The 16,553-nt window shown below is 72.0% G+C and carries 13 protein-coding genes; 8 read left to right on the forward strand and 5 right to left on the reverse strand.

Annotated features, from left to right (window positions below):
* Positions 1-22: 22 nt before the first annotated feature.
* Both CRP56_RS03195 and CRP56_RS03200 read right to left on the reverse strand, forming a co-directional pair.
* The gene (locus CRP56_RS03195) at positions 23-1,696 is read right to left on the reverse strand and encodes an FAD-binding dehydrogenase (protein ID WP_097259943.1); all 1,674 of its coding nucleotides are present in this window, start codon (positions 1,694-1,696) and stop codon (positions 23-25) included.
* Between the two features lie 16 nt (positions 1,697-1,712).
* On the reverse strand, positions 1,713-2,336 hold the full coding sequence (locus CRP56_RS03200; protein WP_097259945.1) for a TetR/AcrR family transcriptional regulator: 624 nt from the start codon (positions 2,334-2,336) through the stop codon (positions 1,713-1,715).
* Between the two features lie 128 nt (positions 2,337-2,464).
* On the opposite strand from CRP56_RS03200, the gene CRP56_RS03205 reads away from it, so the two are divergent.
* The 3 genes from CRP56_RS03205 to CRP56_RS03215 all read left to right on the forward strand — a co-directional run bounded on the left by CRP56_RS03205 (position 2,465) and on the right by CRP56_RS03215 (position 5,301).
* A complete protein-coding gene (locus CRP56_RS03205) occupies positions 2,465-3,094 on the forward strand; it encodes an alpha-ketoglutarate-dependent dioxygenase AlkB (protein WP_097259947.1) in 630 nt (209 codons plus the stop codon).
* A 150-nt stretch (positions 3,095-3,244) separates the two neighbouring features.
* On the forward strand, positions 3,245-3,991 hold the full coding sequence (locus tag CRP56_RS03210; protein WP_097259949.1) for an MBL fold metallo-hydrolase: 747 nt from the start codon (positions 3,245-3,247) through the stop codon (positions 3,989-3,991).
* Between the two features lie 68 nt (positions 3,992-4,059).
* Positions 4,060-5,301, forward strand: a complete 1,242-nt coding sequence (locus CRP56_RS03215; protein WP_097259951.1) for a DUF4032 domain-containing protein — start codon at positions 4,060-4,062, stop codon at positions 5,299-5,301.
* A gap of 1 nt (position 5,302) precedes the next feature.
* Here the strand turns inward: CRP56_RS03215 and CRP56_RS03220 are convergent, their stop codons facing one another.
* Positions 5,303-6,181 (reverse strand): universal stress protein, encoded by an 879-nt coding sequence (locus CRP56_RS03220; protein WP_097259953.1) that lies wholly within the window; start codon positions 6,179-6,181, stop codon positions 5,303-5,305.
* Positions 6,182-6,245: 64 nt separating this feature from the next.
* Between CRP56_RS03220 and CRP56_RS03225 the strand changes: the two genes are divergently transcribed.
* The 5 genes from CRP56_RS03225 to CRP56_RS03245 all read left to right on the forward strand — a co-directional run bounded on the left by CRP56_RS03225 (position 6,246) and on the right by CRP56_RS03245 (position 13,141).
* On the forward strand, positions 6,246-6,605 hold the full coding sequence (locus CRP56_RS03225) for a VOC family protein (RefSeq protein ID WP_097259955.1): 360 nt from the start codon (positions 6,246-6,248) through the stop codon (positions 6,603-6,605).
* Positions 6,606-6,671: 66 nt separating this feature from the next.
* On the forward strand, positions 6,672-8,348 hold the full coding sequence (locus tag CRP56_RS03230; RefSeq protein WP_097259958.1) for an FAD-dependent oxidoreductase: 1,677 nt from the start codon (positions 6,672-6,674) through the stop codon (positions 8,346-8,348).
* Complete coding sequence (locus CRP56_RS03235) at positions 8,345-9,802, forward strand: ATP-binding protein (RefSeq protein ID WP_097259960.1); 1,458 nt, start codon at positions 8,345-8,347, stop codon at positions 9,800-9,802. The genes CRP56_RS03230 and CRP56_RS03235 overlap by 4 nt, the downstream gene beginning before the upstream one ends.
* Positions 9,799-10,152: a UBP-type zinc finger domain-containing protein gene (locus CRP56_RS03240; RefSeq protein ID WP_097259962.1), complete on the forward strand. Its 354-nt coding sequence runs from the start codon at positions 9,799-9,801 to the stop codon at positions 10,150-10,152. The genes CRP56_RS03235 and CRP56_RS03240 overlap by 4 nt, the downstream gene beginning before the upstream one ends.
* A 55-nt stretch (positions 10,153-10,207) precedes the next feature.
* Entirely contained in the window at positions 10,208-13,141 is a 2,934-nt protein-coding gene (locus CRP56_RS03245; protein ID WP_097259964.1) for a helix-turn-helix transcriptional regulator, read from the forward strand.
* A gap of 7 nt (positions 13,142-13,148) precedes the next feature.
* Here the strand turns inward: CRP56_RS03245 and CRP56_RS03250 are convergent, their stop codons facing one another.
* Both CRP56_RS03250 and CRP56_RS03255 read right to left on the reverse strand, forming a co-directional pair.
* Complete coding sequence (locus CRP56_RS03250; protein WP_373559627.1) at positions 13,149-14,336, reverse strand: SGNH/GDSL hydrolase family protein; 1,188 nt, start codon at positions 14,334-14,336, stop codon at positions 13,149-13,151.
* 214 nt (positions 14,337-14,550) lie between these two features.
* The gene (locus CRP56_RS03255; RefSeq protein WP_097259969.1) at positions 14,551-16,305 is read right to left on the reverse strand and encodes a M4 family metallopeptidase; all 1,755 of its coding nucleotides are present in this window, start codon (positions 16,303-16,305) and stop codon (positions 14,551-14,553) included.
* Positions 16,306-16,553: the final 248 nt, after the last annotated feature.

The following is a 16,553-nucleotide window of genomic DNA, read 5'->3' on the forward strand; positions in this document are numbered from 1 at the left end:
CAGCCGCCTCACAACTGACGTCTCACCCCGTCTGCTTCGCCACCGCCCGCCCCGCCGCCCGCCCCGAGAACAGGCAGCCGCCGAGGAACGTGCCCTCCAGGGCGTTGTAGCCGTGGACGCCGCCGCCGCCGAAGCCGGCTACCTCGCCGGCCGCGTACAGGCCCTCGATCGGGTTGCCGTCGGCGCCCAGCGCCCGGGAGTCCAGGTCGGTCTGGATGCCGCCGAGGGTCTTGCGGGTCAGGACGTGCAGCTTGACGCCGATGAGCGGGCCGGCCTCGGGGTCGAGGATGCGGTGCGGGGTGGCGACGCGGCCGAGCTTGTCGCCGATGTAGCGGCGGGCGTTGCGGATGCCCTGGACCTGGGCGTCCTTGCTGTACGGGTTGGCGATCTGGAGGTCGCGCGCCTCGATCTGACGGCGGATCTCCGCGGCGTCGAGGAGCGGCTTGTCCGTCAGGGCGTTCATCTTCTCGACGAGTTCCTCCAGCCCGGGCGCGGTCACGAAGTCCGCGCCCTTGCGCAGGAACGCGTCGACCGGCCCCGGCGCCCCCTTGCCGAGCACCCGCGTCTTGAGGAACCCGACGCGGTCCTTGGCGGTGATGTCGGGGTTCTGCTCGGAGCCCGACAGCGCGAACTCCTTCTCGATGATCTTCTGGGTGAGGATGAACCAGGAGTGGTCGTATCCGGCGATGTCCTCGGTGGTGCGCAGGTGCTTGAGGGTGCCGAGTGTGTCGTAGCCGGGCAGGCACGGGTCGGGAAGGCGGCGGCCGAGCGCGTCGAACCACAGGGAGGACGGGCCGGGCAGGATGCGGATGCCATGGCCGGGCCAGATCGGGTCCCAGTTCTGCAGGCCCTCGGTGTAGTGCCACATGCGGTCGCGGTTGACCAGCCGTACGCCCGCCTCGGCGCTGATGTCGAGCATGCGGCCGTCGACGTAGGCGGGGACGCCGGTGACCATCTCGGTGGGCGGGGTGCCGAGGCGCTCGGGCCAGTAGCGGCGCACGATGTCGTGGTTGGCGCCGATGCCGCCGGTGGTGACGACGACGGCCTGGGCGGTCAGTTCGAAATCGCCGACGCGGTCGCGGTTGGACTGCACGCCACGCGCGGAGTTGTCCTCGGCGAGGACGGTGCCGCGTACGCCCCGGGCGTGGCCGTCCTCGATGACGAGGGCGTCGACCTGGTGGCGGTGGTAGAAGGTCAGCAGCCCGTCGCGGGCGGCCTGCTTGGCGTGGTTCACGAAGGGCTCGACGACGCCGGTGCCGGTGCCCCAGGCGATGTGGAAGCGCGGCACGGAGTTGCCGTGCCCGTGGGCGCGCAGATCACCGCGCTCGGCCCAGCCGACCGTGGGCAGGAACTTGATGCCGTGCCCCTCCAGCCAGGACCGCTTCTCGCCGGCGGCGAACTCGACGTAGGCGCGCGCCCAGCGCACCGCCCAGGAGTCCTCGTCGTCGACGCGGTCGAAGCCGGCGCTGCCCTGCCAGTCGCTCCAGGCCAGGTCGAAGGAGTCCTTGATGCCGAGCCGTCGCTGCTCCGGGGAGTCGACGAGGAACAGCCCGCCGAAGGACCAGAAGGCCTGTCCGCCGAGGTTGGCGGCGTTCTCCTGGTCGACGAGCGCGACCCTGCGGCCCCGGCTGGTCAGTTCGTGCGCGGCGACCAGACCGGCGAGGCCGGCTCCGACGACGATGACGTCGGCATCCATGGCGACCGTCCCTTCCTCATGCGGTGGTGTCAGTGGTACTGCCGTCGGTCAGCAGCGCGGTGAGCAGTTGCTTGAGCCAGGCGCGGGCGTGTGCGACGTCCCGGTCGAGCAGCAGTTGGGTGGTGACGCCGTCGTACGCGGCGACGACGGCGTGAGCGGCGCCGTCGAGGTCGGCGAGGACGGCGGGCAGTGCGGTGTGGCCCCGCGCGCGGGCGAGCCGTTCCCGGATCGCCTCGCGCAGCCGCGCCCGGTGTTCGAGGAGGCTCTCGGCGACGGCGGGCTCGCGGGCGGCGTGCACCAGGAAGTCCGTCTTCACCAGCAGCCAGTCCCGGTCGAGGAGCAGCACCTCGGTGACGCGGTCGACGGCGGCGGGGACGTCGAGGTCGGGCCCGTCCAGGGCGAGTGCCCCGGCCACCTGGTCGGCGATCAGGTCGGCGCGTTCCCGGTAGAGGGCGAAGAACAGCTCGTCGAGGCTGTCGAAGTTCGAGTAGAAGGCGCCCCGGCTGTATCCGGCGGCCTCGCAGACCTCCTCGATGGAGACGCGCCCGAAGCCTTTGGCCGCGAAGACCGCGAAGGCGGCGTCGAGCAGATTGGCGCGGGTGCGCACCCGCCGCTTCGTCACGCGCCGCGCTGTCTCCACGACCGTCCTCCGTCATCCGACCCCGGTTCGATACGCGAATGTATCGGATACACAGATGTATCGAAAGACCCGGGAATCCAGCACCTCCCCATGGGAACAGATTTTCGAATAAGGCGTACGCTGGTTCCATGTCCACGCACCTCCAGGCCTCCCTCTTCGACCAGACCGACCGCCTGAGCCTCGGCCCCCTCGACGGAGTCACCCGCACCGAGCTCGGTTCCGGCGCCTGGATCGACGTGCTGCCCGGCTGGCTGGCGGGCTCAGACACCCTGTTCGAACAGCTCGCCGTCGAGGTCCCCTGGCGCGCCGAGCGACGGAAGATGTACGACAACGTCGTCGACGTCCCCCGCCTGCTCGCGTACTACGGCCGCGAAGACGTCCTCCCCCACCCGGCACTGACCGAGGCGCGCGAGGCGCTCACCGCGCACTACGCCGACGAGCTGGGCGAGCCGTTCACCACCGCCGGGCTCTGCTACTACCGCGACGGCCGGGACAGCGTCGCCTGGCACGGCGACCGGATCGGCCGGGGCGCCCGTGAGAACACGATGGTCGCCATCCTGTCCGTCGGCGCACCCCGCGATCTGCTGCTGCGCCCGATGCGCGGCGGCGGGGGCACCGTCCGGCGCCCGCTGGGCCACGGCGATCTGATCGTGATGGGCGGCACCTGCCAGCGGACCTGGGAGCACTGCGTACCGAAGACCACGCGAGCCGCGGGACCGCGCATCAGCGTCCAGTTCCGCCCGCACGGCGTGCACTGAGGCGGAGAGGCGGCCGCTTCGGGCGCACGCAGGGGGCTGCCTCCGGCGGACGGTGCCGGAGGCAGCCCTTCCCCCGCCTCGACCCCCTGCCGACCCATCTGATGTGATGCCCCCGTCGGGCAGCGAACCTCCTCATCGAGCGGGACGATCATGCGGGCTGAAGTGCAGCAAGTCGCCGACGGCACCTACCTGGTGCACGGCTCCCACACCAACTGGGTGATCCTGACGGAGGGCGACGCGCTCACCCTCGTCGACACCGGCTATCCCGGGGACCGCGCGCTGGTCCTCGACTCCCTCACCCAGGTGGGCGGTTCACCGGAGGCGGTCACGGCGGTGCTGATCACGCACGCCCACAACGACCACCTCGGCTCCGCCGAGCATCTGCGCGCCGCGTACGGCACGCCGGTGCTGCTGCACGAGGCCGAAGTGCCGCACGCCCGGCGGGAGTTCCTTCAGCAGGTCACCGTCGGGGAGGTGATGAAGAACGGCTGGCGGCCGGGCGTGGTGCCGTGGGCGCTGCGCGCGATCCGCAACGGCGGCACGGCGCACGTCCCGGTGAGCAAGCCGGAGGCGTTCCCCGAGCCGGACCCGCTGGACGTGCCCGGCCGCCCGGTCCCGGTGCACACGCCGGGCCACACCGACGGCCACGTCGCCTTCCACCTCCCGGAGGCCGGCGTGCTGATCTCGGGGGACGCCCTGGTGAGCGGCCACCCCACCTCACGGATCGAGGGCCCGCAGCTGCTGCCGGACATGTTCCACCACGAGCGCGCCCGTGCCGTCGCGTCGCTGGACGTCCTCGCGGAGCTGGAAGGCGATCTCATGCTGCCGGGGCACGGCCCGGCGCACCGCGGTCCACTCCGTGAAGCGGCACTTCTGGCCAAGGAGCGCGCGCTCTAAGGTGAGGTGACGATCACGGCGAGACGATCACCGCGAGACGGTCTCCGCGAGACGAGGACGAACGGCCCATGGCACTGCAGATCAGCGCGACGAACCCGGAGCATCCCGTGCTCCTGCTGGAGCTGCCGTGGGACGTTCCCCTGGAGGAGTGGCCGGAAGAGGTCCTGGTCCCGCTGCCGCGCGGCATATCCCGGCACGTGGTGCGCTACGCCCGCGCCGGGAACGAGGTCATCGCCGTCAAGGAGCTCGCCGAGCGGCCCGCCCTCAACGAGTACGACATGCTCCGCGACCTCGACCGGCTCGCCATCCCGTCCGTGGACCCGCTCGCCGTGGTCACGGGCCGCACCGACACCGACGGCAACCCGCTGGAGTCCGTCCTGGTCACCCGGCATCTGGGCGGCTCGATGCCGTACCGGTCGATGTTCGAGACGACGATGCGGCCCGCGACCATGCACCGCCTCATGGACGCCCTGGCCGTCCTCCTCGTCCGTCTGCACCTGGCCGGGTTCGCGTGGGGCGACTGCTCCCTGTCCAACACCCTCTTCCGCCGGGACGCGGGCGCCTACGCCGCCTATCTCGTCGACGCCGAGACCGGCGAGCTGCACCCCCAACTCAGCAACGGACAGCGCGAGTACGACCTCGACCTGGCCCGTGTGAACATCAGCGGCGAGCTCCTCGACCTGGAGGCCTCGGGGGCGCTGCACCCCTCCGTCGACGCGATCGCGTTCGGCATGGAGATCTGCGAGCGCTACCGCAGCCTGTGGGAGGAGCTGACCCGTACCTCGGTGTACCCGGCGGGCAAGTACCACTACATCGAGCGCCGCATCCGCCGCCTCAACGACCTCGGTTTCGACGTGGCCGAGATGCAGATCGAGCACGCGAACAACGGCGACACGGTCACCTTCGTGCCCAAGGTCGTCGACGCCGGCCACCACCAGCGCCAGTTGCTGCGGCTGACGGGCCTGGACACCGAGGAGAACCAGGCCCGGCGACTGCTCAACGACCTGGAGAGCTGGATGGCCACCCAGGACGACTACGCCCCGGGCGACCCCCTCGGCGCCCGCCCCGAGGTCCTCGCCCACCGCTGGGTCCGGGACGTGTTCCGGCCGACCGTGCGCGCCGTGCCGGTGGAGCTGCGCGGTGCGATGGACCCGGCCGAGATCTACCACGAGCTGCTGGAACACCGCTGGTACCTGTCCGAGCGGGCCCAGCACGACATCCCCCTGGACGCGGTCGTCGCGGACTACATCGAGAACATCCTCCCGAAGGCCCGCGAGACCCTGCTGCCCACCGAGCCCGCGGCGGAGTGACTCAGGCGGGCGGGACGACGGCCACCGGGCAGCCCGCGTGGTGCAGGACGCCGTGCGCGACCGATCCGATGCGCGCTCCCACGGCGGTACGACGAGCCCGGCGGCCGACGACCATCAGCTGGGCCCGCGCCGCCACCGACAGCAGCACCTGACCGGCGCTGCCCATCTCGATGTGCTCGACGACGGGGACGTCCGGGAAGCGCTCCCGCCAGGGCTCCAGGGCCGTCTGGAGCGCCTGCTTCTCGCGCGGCTCCAGACCGCCCGCCTCGTCGAGGAGCTTCAGCGAGCCGGGGCTGTAGGCGAACACCGGGGGCAGCGTCCAGGCCCGTACCGCACGGACCGTCGCCCCGCGCGCGGCGGCCGTCTCGAAGGCGACGGCGAGGGCGGCGGCGCTGTCCTCGGGGTCCTCGCCCTGCTGGCCGACGACGATCTCCCGGCCGGCGGCCTCGGCGGTCGGGTCGTCCCCGGCGCGGACGAGCACGACGGGCCGTACCGCCTCCGCGATCACCTGCTGGCCGACCGAGCCGAGCAGGAACCCGACGACCGGGCCGTGCCCGCGCGAGCCCAGCACCAACAGCTGGGCGCCCGCCGCGGCCTCCACCAGCGTCTCGACGGTGCCGCCCTCCAGGACGTCGGTGGTCACGACGAGCCCGTGGTGGCGCACGGCGACGACCTCGGCGGCCTCGGCCACCGCGTCGCGCACCCAGCCGGCCTGCGTCTCGGGGTCGGACAGCACGTCGATCGCCACGTCCGCCTGGAACCGCCAGGCCTGCACCACCCGCAGCTCCAACCCCCGGCGGACCGCCTCCCGCGCCGCCCAGTCCAGCGCGGCGAGGCTCTCCTCGGTTCCGTCGAAACCCACGGTGATCGGGCGCGTCATACGGCTGTCTCCCTCGGCGTCAAATGATCAGGCGGCTGTCCCCAGTCTTCACTACGCTGCCGCCATGAGCCTGGTGTGGGAGCAAGTGAACGTGGACGCGGCCGATCCCGTGGCCCTGGGCCGCTGGTGGACCGAGGCGCTGGGCTGGGTCGTCGTCAACGACGACCCCGGGGAGTACGAGATCCGCCCCGAGAAGGACCGGATGCCGGGACTGCTCTTCTCCCCGGTCCCCGAGCGCAAGACGATCAAGAACCGGCTTCATCTCGACTTCCGCCCCGACGACCAGGCGGCCGAGGTGGCCCGCCTCCTCGCCCTCGGCGCCCGGCACGCCGGCCCCGAGTACGGCGGCTTCTCCTGGGTCACGCTCCTCGATCCCGAGGGCAACGAGTTCTGCGTGCTGAGCGGCGGGACCCCGCATACCTGAGCGAAGCAGGGCGTTCGAACATACGATGGGCGACAGCCACAGCCGACAAACCGGGGTGGGAAACGCATGGCACAGGCCGCCGAAACAGCGCGGACCGTCATCCTGACCGTGGACGACGACCCGGGAGTCTCCCGTGCCGTCGCCCGAGACCTGCGGCGGCGCTACGGCGAGTCGTACCGCATCGTGCGCGCCGAGTCCGGCGAGTCCGCGCTGGAGGCGCTGCGCGAGCTGAAGCTGCGCGGCGACCTGGTCGCGGTGATCCTCGCCGACTACCGGATGCCGCAGATGAACGGCATCGAGTTCCTGGAGCAGGCCCTGGACGTGTACCCGGGCGCGCGCCGGGTGCTGCTGACCGCGTACGCGGACACGAGCGCGGCGATCGACGCGATCAACGTCGTCGATCTGGACCACTATCTGCTCAAGCCGTGGGACCCGCCGGAGGAGAAGCTCTACCCGGTCCTCGACGACCTGCTGGACGCCTGGAAGTGCAGTGACTACCGGCCCGTGCCCGCCACCAAGGTGGTCGGGCACCGCTGGTCGGCGCGCTCGTCCGACGTCCGCGAGTTCCTGGCCCGCAACCAGGTGCCGTACCGCTGGTACTCGGCCGACGAGCCCGAGGGGCAGCGGCTGCTGGCGGCGGCCGGTGCGGACGGGCAGAGTCTGCCGCTGGTGGTCACGCCGGACGGCACTCCGCTGGTGGCGCCCGAGGCGCCGGAGCTGGCCGCGCAGGTGGGCCTCGCGACCACGCCCACGGCCGAGTTCTACGACCTGGTCGTCATCGGCGGCGGCCCGGCCGGCCTCGGCTCGGCCGTGTACGGGGCGTCCGAGGGGCTGCGGACCGTGCTGGTGGAGCGGTCGGCGACGGGCGGGCAGGCCGGGCAGAGCTCCCGCATCGAGAACTACCTCGGCTTCCCGGACGGCGTGTCCGGCGCCCAGCTCACCGACCGGGCTCGCCGGCAGGCCGCGAAGTTCGGCGCCGAGATCCTCACCGCGCGCGATGTGACGGCGCTGGAGATCAACGGGGCCGCGCGGGTCGTACGGTTCTCCGACGGCTCGGCGATCGCCGCGCACAGCGTGATCCTGGCGACCGGTGTGTCCTACCGCCAGTTGGAGGCTCCGGGCTGCACCGATCTGACCGGGTGCGGGGTGTACTACGGCTCGGCGCTGACCGAGGCCGCCTCCTGCCAGGGGCAGGACATCTACATCGTCGGTGGCGCCAACTCGGCCGGGCAGGCGGCGATGTACCTGTCCAAGGGCGCCAAGTCGGTGACGCTGCTGGTGCGCGGACCGGACCTGGCCGCGTCCATGTCCCACTACCTGATCCAGCAGATCAACGAGGCACCGAACATCTCGGTCCGCGCGCGGACGGTCGTCGAGGCGGCCCACGGCTCCGACCACCTGGAGCAGCTCACGCTGCGCGACGTCGACACCGGCGAGACCGAACTCGTCGACGCGCAGTGGATGTTCGTGTTCATCGGCGCGGCCCCGCTCACCGACTGGCTGGACGGCACGGTGCTGCGCGACGACCACGGGTTCATCCTGGCCGGGCCCGACCTGACCGCCGACGGGCGGCCGCCGGCGGGCTGGGAGCTGGACCGGCCGCCGTACCACCTGGAGACCAACATCCCCGGGGTGTTCGTGGCGGGCGACGCGCGCGCCGAGTCCGCCAAGCGGGTCGCGTCCGCCGTCGGAGAGGGAGCCATGGCCGTGATGCTCGTCCACCGGTATCTGGAGCAGTCATGAGCGGGCAGTTGGTGCCGTGCAGCCCCGCGGAGATCGGGTCGCTGTTCCTGTTCGAGAAGCTGTCCCCCGAGCAGTTGGGGCAGTTGTGCGAGGCGGGGCGGGTGGAGAGGTTCGAGCCCGGGCCCGTCTACGCCGAGGGTGAGCCCGCCACCTGCTTCTACGTCATGATCGAGGGCACGGTCGTGCTCTCGCGCCGGGTCGGCGGGGACGACGTCGAGGTCAGCCGCACCTCCCAACGGGGCGTCTACGCGGGCTCGATGCAGGCCTACCTGGGCGACCGGGTGCCGCAGGTCTACAACAACTCCATGCGGGTCACCGAGCCCACCCGGTTCTTCGTGCTGCCGGGCGAGAAGTTCTCGGACTTCATGCAGGAGTGGTTCCCGATGGCGGTCCATCTGCTGGAGGGACTGTTCTTCGGCTCGAAGAGCACCCAGCGGGCCATCGGCCAGCGCGAACGGCTGCTGGCGCTGGGCTCGTTGTCCGCGGGACTCACGCACGAGCTGAACAACCCGGCCGCGGCGGCGGTGCGGGCCACGGCGACCCTGCGCGAGCGGGTGGGCAAGATGCGGCACAAGCTCGCCATCATCGCGCAGGGGAACTACGCCCCCGAGGTGATGGCCAACCTCATCGACATCCAGGACCGCACCGCCGAACGCGTCGCCAAGGCACCGACGTTGAGCCCGTTGGAGGCCTCCGACCGGGAGGACGCGGTCACCGACTGGCTCGACGACCACGACATCCAGAACGGCTGGCGGCTCGCCCCCACCTTCGTGCAGGCCGGGCTCGACGTGGACTGGCTGGACCAGGTCGCGGCGGCCGTGGACGAGGAGCTGCTGCCGAACGCGATCGGCTGGCTCAACTACACCGTCGAGACCGAGCTGTTGATGGACGAGATCAACGACTCCACCAACCGCATCTCGCATCTCGTCGACGCCGCCAAGCAGTACTCGCAGCTCGACCGGGCCCCCTTCCAGAACGCCGACGTCCACGAACTCCTCGACAGCACCCTGCTGATGCTCTCCGGCAAGATCGGGCAGCAGATCAAGGTCGTCAAGGACTACGACCGCACGCTCCCGAAGATCCCCGCCTACCCGGCGGAGCTCAACCAGGTGTGGACGAACCTCATCGACAACGCGGTCTCCGCGATCAACGGGGCGGGCGGCGAAGGGACGTTGACCGTGCGGACCGCTCTCGAGAACGAGCGGCTGCTGGTGGAGTTCCGGGACACCGGGCCCGGCGTGCCGAAGGAGATCCGCGGCCGGATCTTCGACCCCTTCTTCACCACCAAGCCCGTCGGCGAGGGCACCGGCCTCGGCCTGGACATCTCGTGGCGGATCGTCGTGAACAAGCACCACGGCACGCTGCAGGTCGAGTCGGAGCCGGGCGACACCCGTTTCCAGGTGCTGCTGCCGCTCACCGCCGAGGAGAACGACACCATCGAGGAGTTGGCGTGACCGACATCCAGGGACTGGACCCCAGCGTGCCGCCGAGCGGGAACGGCTGTGTGGAGTGCGACGCCGCGGGCGGCTGGTGGTTCCATCTGCGGCGGTGCGCGCAGTGCGGTCATGTGGGGTGTTGCGACTCCTCCCCCGCCAAGCACGCCACGGCCCATTTCGCGGAGACCGGGCATCCGTTGGTGCAGAGCTACGAGCCCGGAGAGGAGTGGTACTGGAACTTCGAGACCAAGGAAATGTTCGAGTCCGGTCCCGCGCTGACCCCGCCGGACAGTCATCCCGCGGACCAGCCCGCTCCGGGGCCCGAGGGCCGGGTTCCCGCGGACTGGGCGAGGACGCTGCGCGGTTGAGAGCGGGGAACTCCCCCCGCGCCCGAACGGGTCGGCACAGTGACAGGATGTATCCGTGCCTCTGACCTCGTTCTCTTCTCCACTCATCGGGCGTGACGACGAGTTGTCCCGCCTCGCCGGTGTTCTCGAGCGCGCCCGCGGCGGGGCGGCTCGGGGTGTGCTCATCGGAGGGGACGCCGGCGTCGGCAAGACCCGGTTGCTGGACGAGGTCACCCAGGGCGCCGCCCGGGACGGGATGACCGTGCTCACCGGGCACTGTGTCGATCTCGGGGACGTCGGCCTGCCCTATCTGCCGTTCACCGAGATCCTGGGGGTGCTGGCCGCCGACGAGCGGTTCGCGGGCGTGCTCGCCGCACATCCGGTGGTCGACCGGCTGCTGGGCGGCGGCACCGACGACGTGCGGGACATGGGCGGACGGCTGCGCCTCTTCGAGGGGATCGCGGGACTGCTGGCCGATCTCTCGGACGTGGCACCCGTGTTGCTCGTCCTGGAGGACCTGCACTGGGCCGACCAGTCCTCACGGGATCTGCTGCGGTTCCTGCTCAGCCGCGGCATCCTGCAGCGGCCGGCCGGCGGGGCGCCCACCCACCGGCTGGCGGTGTTCGCGTCGTACCGCGCCGACGACCTGCACCGCCGGCACCCGCTGCGGCCGCTGCTGGCCGAGCTGGTGCGGCTGCCCGCCGTCGAGCGGCTGGAGCTGCGGCCGCTGGCCGACACCGAGGTGGCGCAGCTCGTGCAGGCCCTGTGGGACCGGCCGCTGCCGGACGCCACGGTCCGGCGGATCGTGGAGCGGGCCGAGGGCAACGCCTTCTACGCCGAGGAACTCGTCGCGGCCACCGACACCGAGGTGGGCGGGGTGCCGAGCGGGCTGGCCGACGTCCTGCTGATCCGCTTCGAGCAGCTGTCGGACACCGCTCAACTCGTGCTGCGCACGGCCGCCGTCGCCGGGCGGCGGGTCGAGCACGACCTGCTGCGCGAGGCCGTCGGGCTCCCCGAGGACGAGCTGGAGTCGGCGCTGCGCGAGGCCATCGGGCGGCAGCTGCTCGTGCCGGGCGACGGGGACACGTACTCCTTCCGGCACGCCCTCGCCCGGGAGGCCGTCTACGCCGATCTGCTGCCCGGTGAACGGGCCCGGCTGCACGGCGCGTTCGCCCGGCTGCTGACCGAGCGCGGCCATCGCGCCGAGACGGCGGCGGAGCGGGCCCACCACTACCGCGAGAGCCATGACCTCGCCGAGGCCCTGGCCGCCTCGCTGGAGGCGGCCGATCACGCCCAGCGGGTCGGGGCGCCCGCCGAGGAGCTGCGGCATCTGGAGACGGCGCTCGACCTGTGGTCGGCGGTGGAGATGTCAGCCCGCCCCTCCGGGGACCGGGTCACACTCACCCTGCGCGCCTCCGCCGCGGCCGCGCACGCCGGCGAGTCGCATCGCGCCGTCTCCCTCACCCGGGCCGCGCTCGCGGGCATCGACCAGGACGCCGACTCGGAACTCGCCGCCCGCGTCCGCTACACGCTCGCCGGGAACCTGATCAGCGTCGACAACCTGACCTCGGCGTTCGCCTACAGCAGTGAGGCGCTCGCCCTCATTCCGGCCGAGCCGCCGTCCCGGACCTGGGTGTGGGCGGCCGCCACGCATGTCATGGCGGCGCGTCATGTCGGGGAGAACGAGACCGCGTTGCGGGTCGCCCACGAGGCCCTGCGGGTCGCCGAGCAGCTGGGGGCCGCGGACGCCCGGGCCGACCTGCTCATCTCCCTCGCCGGCCTGGAGGGCGCCGGCCGGCGCACCCCCGAGGGGCGCGAACGCCTCGACCAGGCCAGGCAGTTGGCGCACGACTCGGGTAACGCGTCCGTGGAGCTGCGGGCCCTGTTCAACCTCGCCATCGGCAGCTACGAGTCCGGTGACCTCGAAGAGGCGCTCCCCTATCTGTCCGAGGGCATCGACCGGGCCCGCCGCGCCGGACTGCTGTCCTCGCTGTATCCACAGGCGATGCGCCACCTCCAGCTCCTGGTCCTCTACACGCTGGGCCGCTGGGACGAGGCGCTGCGGGCGGCGAACGGGGCCGGGATGCTGCCCGCGATCGACGGGTACGCCGCCGGGCCCGCGCTCTATGTCGCCCTCGCGCGCGGCGACTTCACGGCCGTCGACCGGGCCCGTGCCCTGCTGCGGGGCCCGTTCGACTGGATGGCCACCCTCGTCGCGGCCATCGCGCTGACCGAGGCGGCGTCGCTGCGCGGGGACGCCGAGGCCGCGGTGGAGCAGGTGCGTTCGTCCGTGAAGGCGCTCACCGACGACGCGGGCACCCGTCCCGACGTCGCGGTCCGGCTCGCCGCTCTCGCGCTGTCCGCGGTCGCCGACACCACCGCCGGGCTGCGGTTGAACGGTGACGAGGCGGGCGCGATGCGGTGGGCGGCCCCGGCGGACGAGCTGGTGGAGCTGGCCCGGTACACGGCCGCGCGCGGCGACGACGGGAATCCGCAGGGTCCGGAAGGGCAGGCGTGGCTGGCCCGCGCCGAGGCGGAGTGGGCACGGGCCGTGTCCGGTCCGGACGTGGCGGCCTGGGCGAAGGCGGTCGCCGCGTTCGACTTCGGCGACACCTACGAGCACGCGCGCTGCCAACTGCGGTATGCAGAGGCGCTGTTGGCGGCCGACCGGCGCGAGGAGGCGGCGGTCCAGGCCGGCGCGGCGCGCGAGGCGGCCCTGAGGCTGGGGGCGACGCTCCTGCTGGAGCAGACGGACACGCTGATCCGCCGGGGCAGGCTGTCGGCGGCACCGACGGCACCGGACGGGCCCTCTCCGCTGACCGCCCGTGAGCAGGACGTGCTGCGGCTCCTCGCCCTCGGCCGCAGCAACCGGCAGATCGGCGAGGAGCTGTTCATCAGCGGCAAGACGGCCAGCGTCCATGTCTCCAACATCCTGGCCAAGTTGGGCGCCGCGAGCCGTACGGAGGCGGTGGCCGTCGCCTACCGCGAGGGCCTGATCGCCCCCGAGTGACGACTCGTCAGTTCTCGGTGCACTGCAGGCTGTCGAGGTCGACGGCGTCCGCCATCGCCTGCATGCCCTTGTCGTTGGGGTGGATGTGGTCCCCGCCGTCGAAGAAGGGCAGCATCCGCTCGGGGTCGTAGGGGCTGCGCAGGACGCGGTCGAAGTCGGTGACCGCGTCGAACTCCCGGCTGCCCCTGAGGTATCGGTTCACCTCCTGTCGTACGGCCTCGGTGGCGGGGTCCCATCCCGCCCAGCCCTTGAAGGGGCCGACGGTGGAGACGACGAGGCACTTGCCGGCCGCGTGCACCCGGTCGGCGATCCGCCGGTAGCCGTCGATCAGGTCCTGGGCGGTGGCACCGGCGTGGTGCTTGATGTCGTTGATGCCCTCGAAGAGGAAGACCGTGCGGACGCCGGGCTGGGAGAGCACGTCGCGGTCCAGTCGGTTCAGGGCGCTCTGGCCGGGGCCGTCCGTCAGCACTCTGTTCCCCGCGATGCCCTCGTCGGCCACGCCCCTCACCGTGCTCGGGGACTTCTGGAGGCGTCGGGCCAGATAGTCGGGCCAGCGGCGGTTCAGGTCGGCCGTGGAGTGCCAGCCGTCCGTGATGGAGTCCCCGAGCGCGACGACCGCGCCGATGCCGGGGGCCCGCACGGAGACCGCGTCGAGGTAGAACCAGGAGCCGGTCGACGCGGTCCACCGGGCGCCGCTCTCCTCGGCGGTGTGGTCGCCCTGGGTGAGGTAGGAGGTCTGCAGGGCCATCCAGTGGCCGGTGGCGGGGCCGGCCGCGTCCGGGCTGTGGATGCTGACCACGAGATCCGTGCCGGCGGGCAGCTTCCCGGGCAGCGGGTCGCTGTAGACGCTGGTCCCGGAGGGGACGGTGACGGAGTCCGCACCGGCGAAGGTGAGCCGCCGGTTGCTGCCGCGGACCAGCTCGGCGCCCTCCTTGCGCAGCCCGGCGTAGACGCTGTCGAAGGTCACGGGCCGGTCGCCGAAGGCGTTGGAGAGCCGGATGCGCAGATCGCGGCCGGCGACGCTGGTGTGCACGACCATGCGGTAGCCGCGGTCGGCGACGGCCTCGCCCGTGCGGTCGGCACTCGCGCCCCAGGTGATGACGCCGTCGGGCGGGATCTCCGCGGCCGACGCCGACGGGACCTGGAGGACCGCGGCCAGCAACACGGCTGCCACCGGGCGGCGTAGCCGGGTCACCGGGCGACTCGTCCCCCCGAACTCCACGGTCGTGGTGCGGTCGCCGACGCTGTGTACCCGTGCCTCGTTCGGTTTCCCATCCCCCCACCGTAGATCGGCGCCGAAACCGCCCCGCGCCCCCGTCCCGGCGCCGAAGAGGGCGCGCCGGTCGGCGACACGGGTGCGCGGCGAGACGCCGGCCGCCGGGCGAGAGGTGCCCGGCGGCCGGGGTGGGTCAGTGCCGTGCCGCGGGCGCGTTCGCCGGGGTCACGTTGACGGCGGCCCAGGAGCGGTCCACCGCCTTGTACTCCGTGCTGCCCGCGCCGTAGAGGTCCTTGGCCGCCTTCAGCGTCGCCACGCGGGCGTCGTGGAAGTCGGTCGTGGAGACCATGTAGCGGGTCAGGGCGCGGTAGTAGATCGCCGTGGCCTTGGAGCGGCCGATGCCCGTCGCGGGCAGGCCGTCGAAGGTCGGCGAGTCGTAGGTGACGCTGCCGATCGTCTTGCGGCCGCTGCCCTCGGCGAGCAGGTAGTAGGCGTGCGAGGAGACACCGGAGCCGGCGTGCACCTCGGCGTCGTAGACCGCAGGCGACCAGTAGTCGATGGCGCCTTCGAGCACGTCGAGGGACGGCTTGTCGAGGCGGCGCAGGAACTTCTGGTCCAGGCCGAGCTTCTCGCCGAGCAGGTAGTTCGGCGGGTTCTTCGGGTTGTTGGCGCTGAACTCGACGTTGGAGCCGAAGATGTCGGCGAGCGACTCGTTGAGCGAGCCGGCCTCGCCGTACTGGTTGCCGTCCTGGTCGACCCGGGTGGGCTCCAGGCGGGCGGTGGCGTCCACGACACCGTGGGTGAGCTCGTGGCCGGTGACGTCGAGGACGACGAGCGGCTTCTTGAAGAAGTCACCGTCGCCGTCGCCGTACAGCATGCAGCCGCAGTACGAGTCCCAGAACGCGTTGGCCACCTTGTTGCCGAAGTGGACCATCGCCTTGGCGCCCTTGGAGTTGTTGGCGATCCCCTTGCGGCCGAAGGTCTTCTTGTAGAAGTCCAGGGTCTTGGTGACGCCGTACTGGGCGTCGACGGCGGCGCTGGCCCGGTTGGAGACGGCGCCGTTGCCCCACTTGTTGGTGGTGGAGGTGAACTTCTTGCCGCGGGCGAAGTTCTCCAGCTCCTGGCCCTTGGCGTCGCGGGTCTCGGTGCCCCAGCGGGTGGGGTCCTTCAGGAGGTAGCTGCGGGTGCCCGTCTTGGTGGTGGTGAGCGGGACCTTGCCGGCGAAGAGGGAGTTCCCGGTGCCGGAGGCCGTCGCCGCGAGCGCGGAGGTCTGCGGGGCGGTGCCGGTGGCGGGGTCGAGCGTCTCGCCGCGCTCGCGCAGGGTCTCGATGAGCTTGGGCGACAGGAACTCGTCGCTGTCCGGCGTGTTGCTGCGCACCTTGCCGGTGAGGGCGTCGACGACGACCGTGCGGGAGCCGGCCTCGACGGTGCCGCTGTCGGTGACCCGCACCTGGTAGGCGAGGGCCGCCGCGCCGTCGCGGGCGTCGACGACGAGTTCGGCCGGTCCGGCGTCGCCCTTCGCGACGGCGGCGGCCTTCTCCTCGGCCTGTCCGGCGCTCAGCCGGGCGTGCGTGGCTTCGGGGGCGACCTTGTGGTCGGCCGCCCGGGTGACACCCGCGTAGGTCAGCCGCTCGGTGAGGTGGACGACGAGATCGCCGCCGAGGACCGGCATGCCCTGATGCGACCGGATGAACCGGACGTGCCGGGCGCCCTCCGGGTCGATCAGCACGTCCTGGGCGTGGAGTTCGTCGCCCTGGGCGACTCCGGTGGCGGAGGCGTGGGCGAAGGCGGCGGCACGGGCCGCGTCGACGACGGTCGCGGCGGTCACGGCCGCGGCCTGCTCGGGCTTCCCCGTGGACGGGCCGGCGAAGGCCGTACCCGCGAGCCCCGTGGCGGCCGTCGCCACCGTGACGGCGACGGCCAGGCTGCGTATATGGGGTCTACGCACTATTGAGGGTTCCTTCGTGCGAAGGCGGCCGGGATCACCAACCGCCCTGAGACATGGCGCGGTTGGGCGCCATGGGGGCTGGTCGGGCCCCGGTTCGCAACCCTTACGGATGAGTCATGTCCACGTAAAGCCCAAATCATCGGTTTTCTGGCTTTTCATGGCAATACTTTGCAAATCCGCACCGCGCAGTGATCAGTGGGTGACCAACTGTGCGTCGGCTGTGGAGATGTGACGGGATGCGAGAAGGT

The sequence above is a fragment of the Streptomyces sp. TLI_55 genome (assembly GCF_900206255.1).
Taxonomy (GTDB): Bacteria; Actinomycetota; Actinomycetes; order Streptomycetales; family Streptomycetaceae; genus Streptomyces; species Streptomyces aquilus.

Bases quoted from the DNA above. Each gene is read 5' to 3' on its own strand.
- CRP56_RS03235 (WP_097259960.1), top strand. From the start codon at position 8,345: ATGAGCGGGCAGTTGGTGCCGTGCAGCCCCGCGGAGATCGGGTCGCTG.
- CRP56_RS03205 (WP_097259947.1), top strand. From the start codon at position 2,465: ATGTCCACGCACCTCCAGGCCTCCCTCTTCGACCAGACCGACCGCCTG.
- CRP56_RS03195 (WP_097259943.1), bottom strand. From the start codon at position 1,696: ATGGATGCCGACGTCATCGTCGTCGGAGCCGGCCTCGCCGGTCTGGTC.
- CRP56_RS03210 (WP_097259949.1), top strand. From the start codon at position 3,245: ATGCGGGCTGAAGTGCAGCAAGTCGCCGACGGCACCTACCTGGTGCAC.
- CRP56_RS03225 (WP_097259955.1), top strand. From the start codon at position 6,246: ATGAGCCTGGTGTGGGAGCAAGTGAACGTGGACGCGGCCGATCCCGTG.
- CRP56_RS03220 (WP_097259953.1), bottom strand. From the start codon at position 6,181: ATGACGCGCCCGATCACCGTGGGTTTCGACGGAACCGAGGAGAGCCTC.
- CRP56_RS03215 (WP_097259951.1), top strand. From the start codon at position 4,060: ATGGCACTGCAGATCAGCGCGACGAACCCGGAGCATCCCGTGCTCCTG.
- CRP56_RS03230 (WP_097259958.1), top strand. From the start codon at position 6,672: ATGGCACAGGCCGCCGAAACAGCGCGGACCGTCATCCTGACCGTGGAC.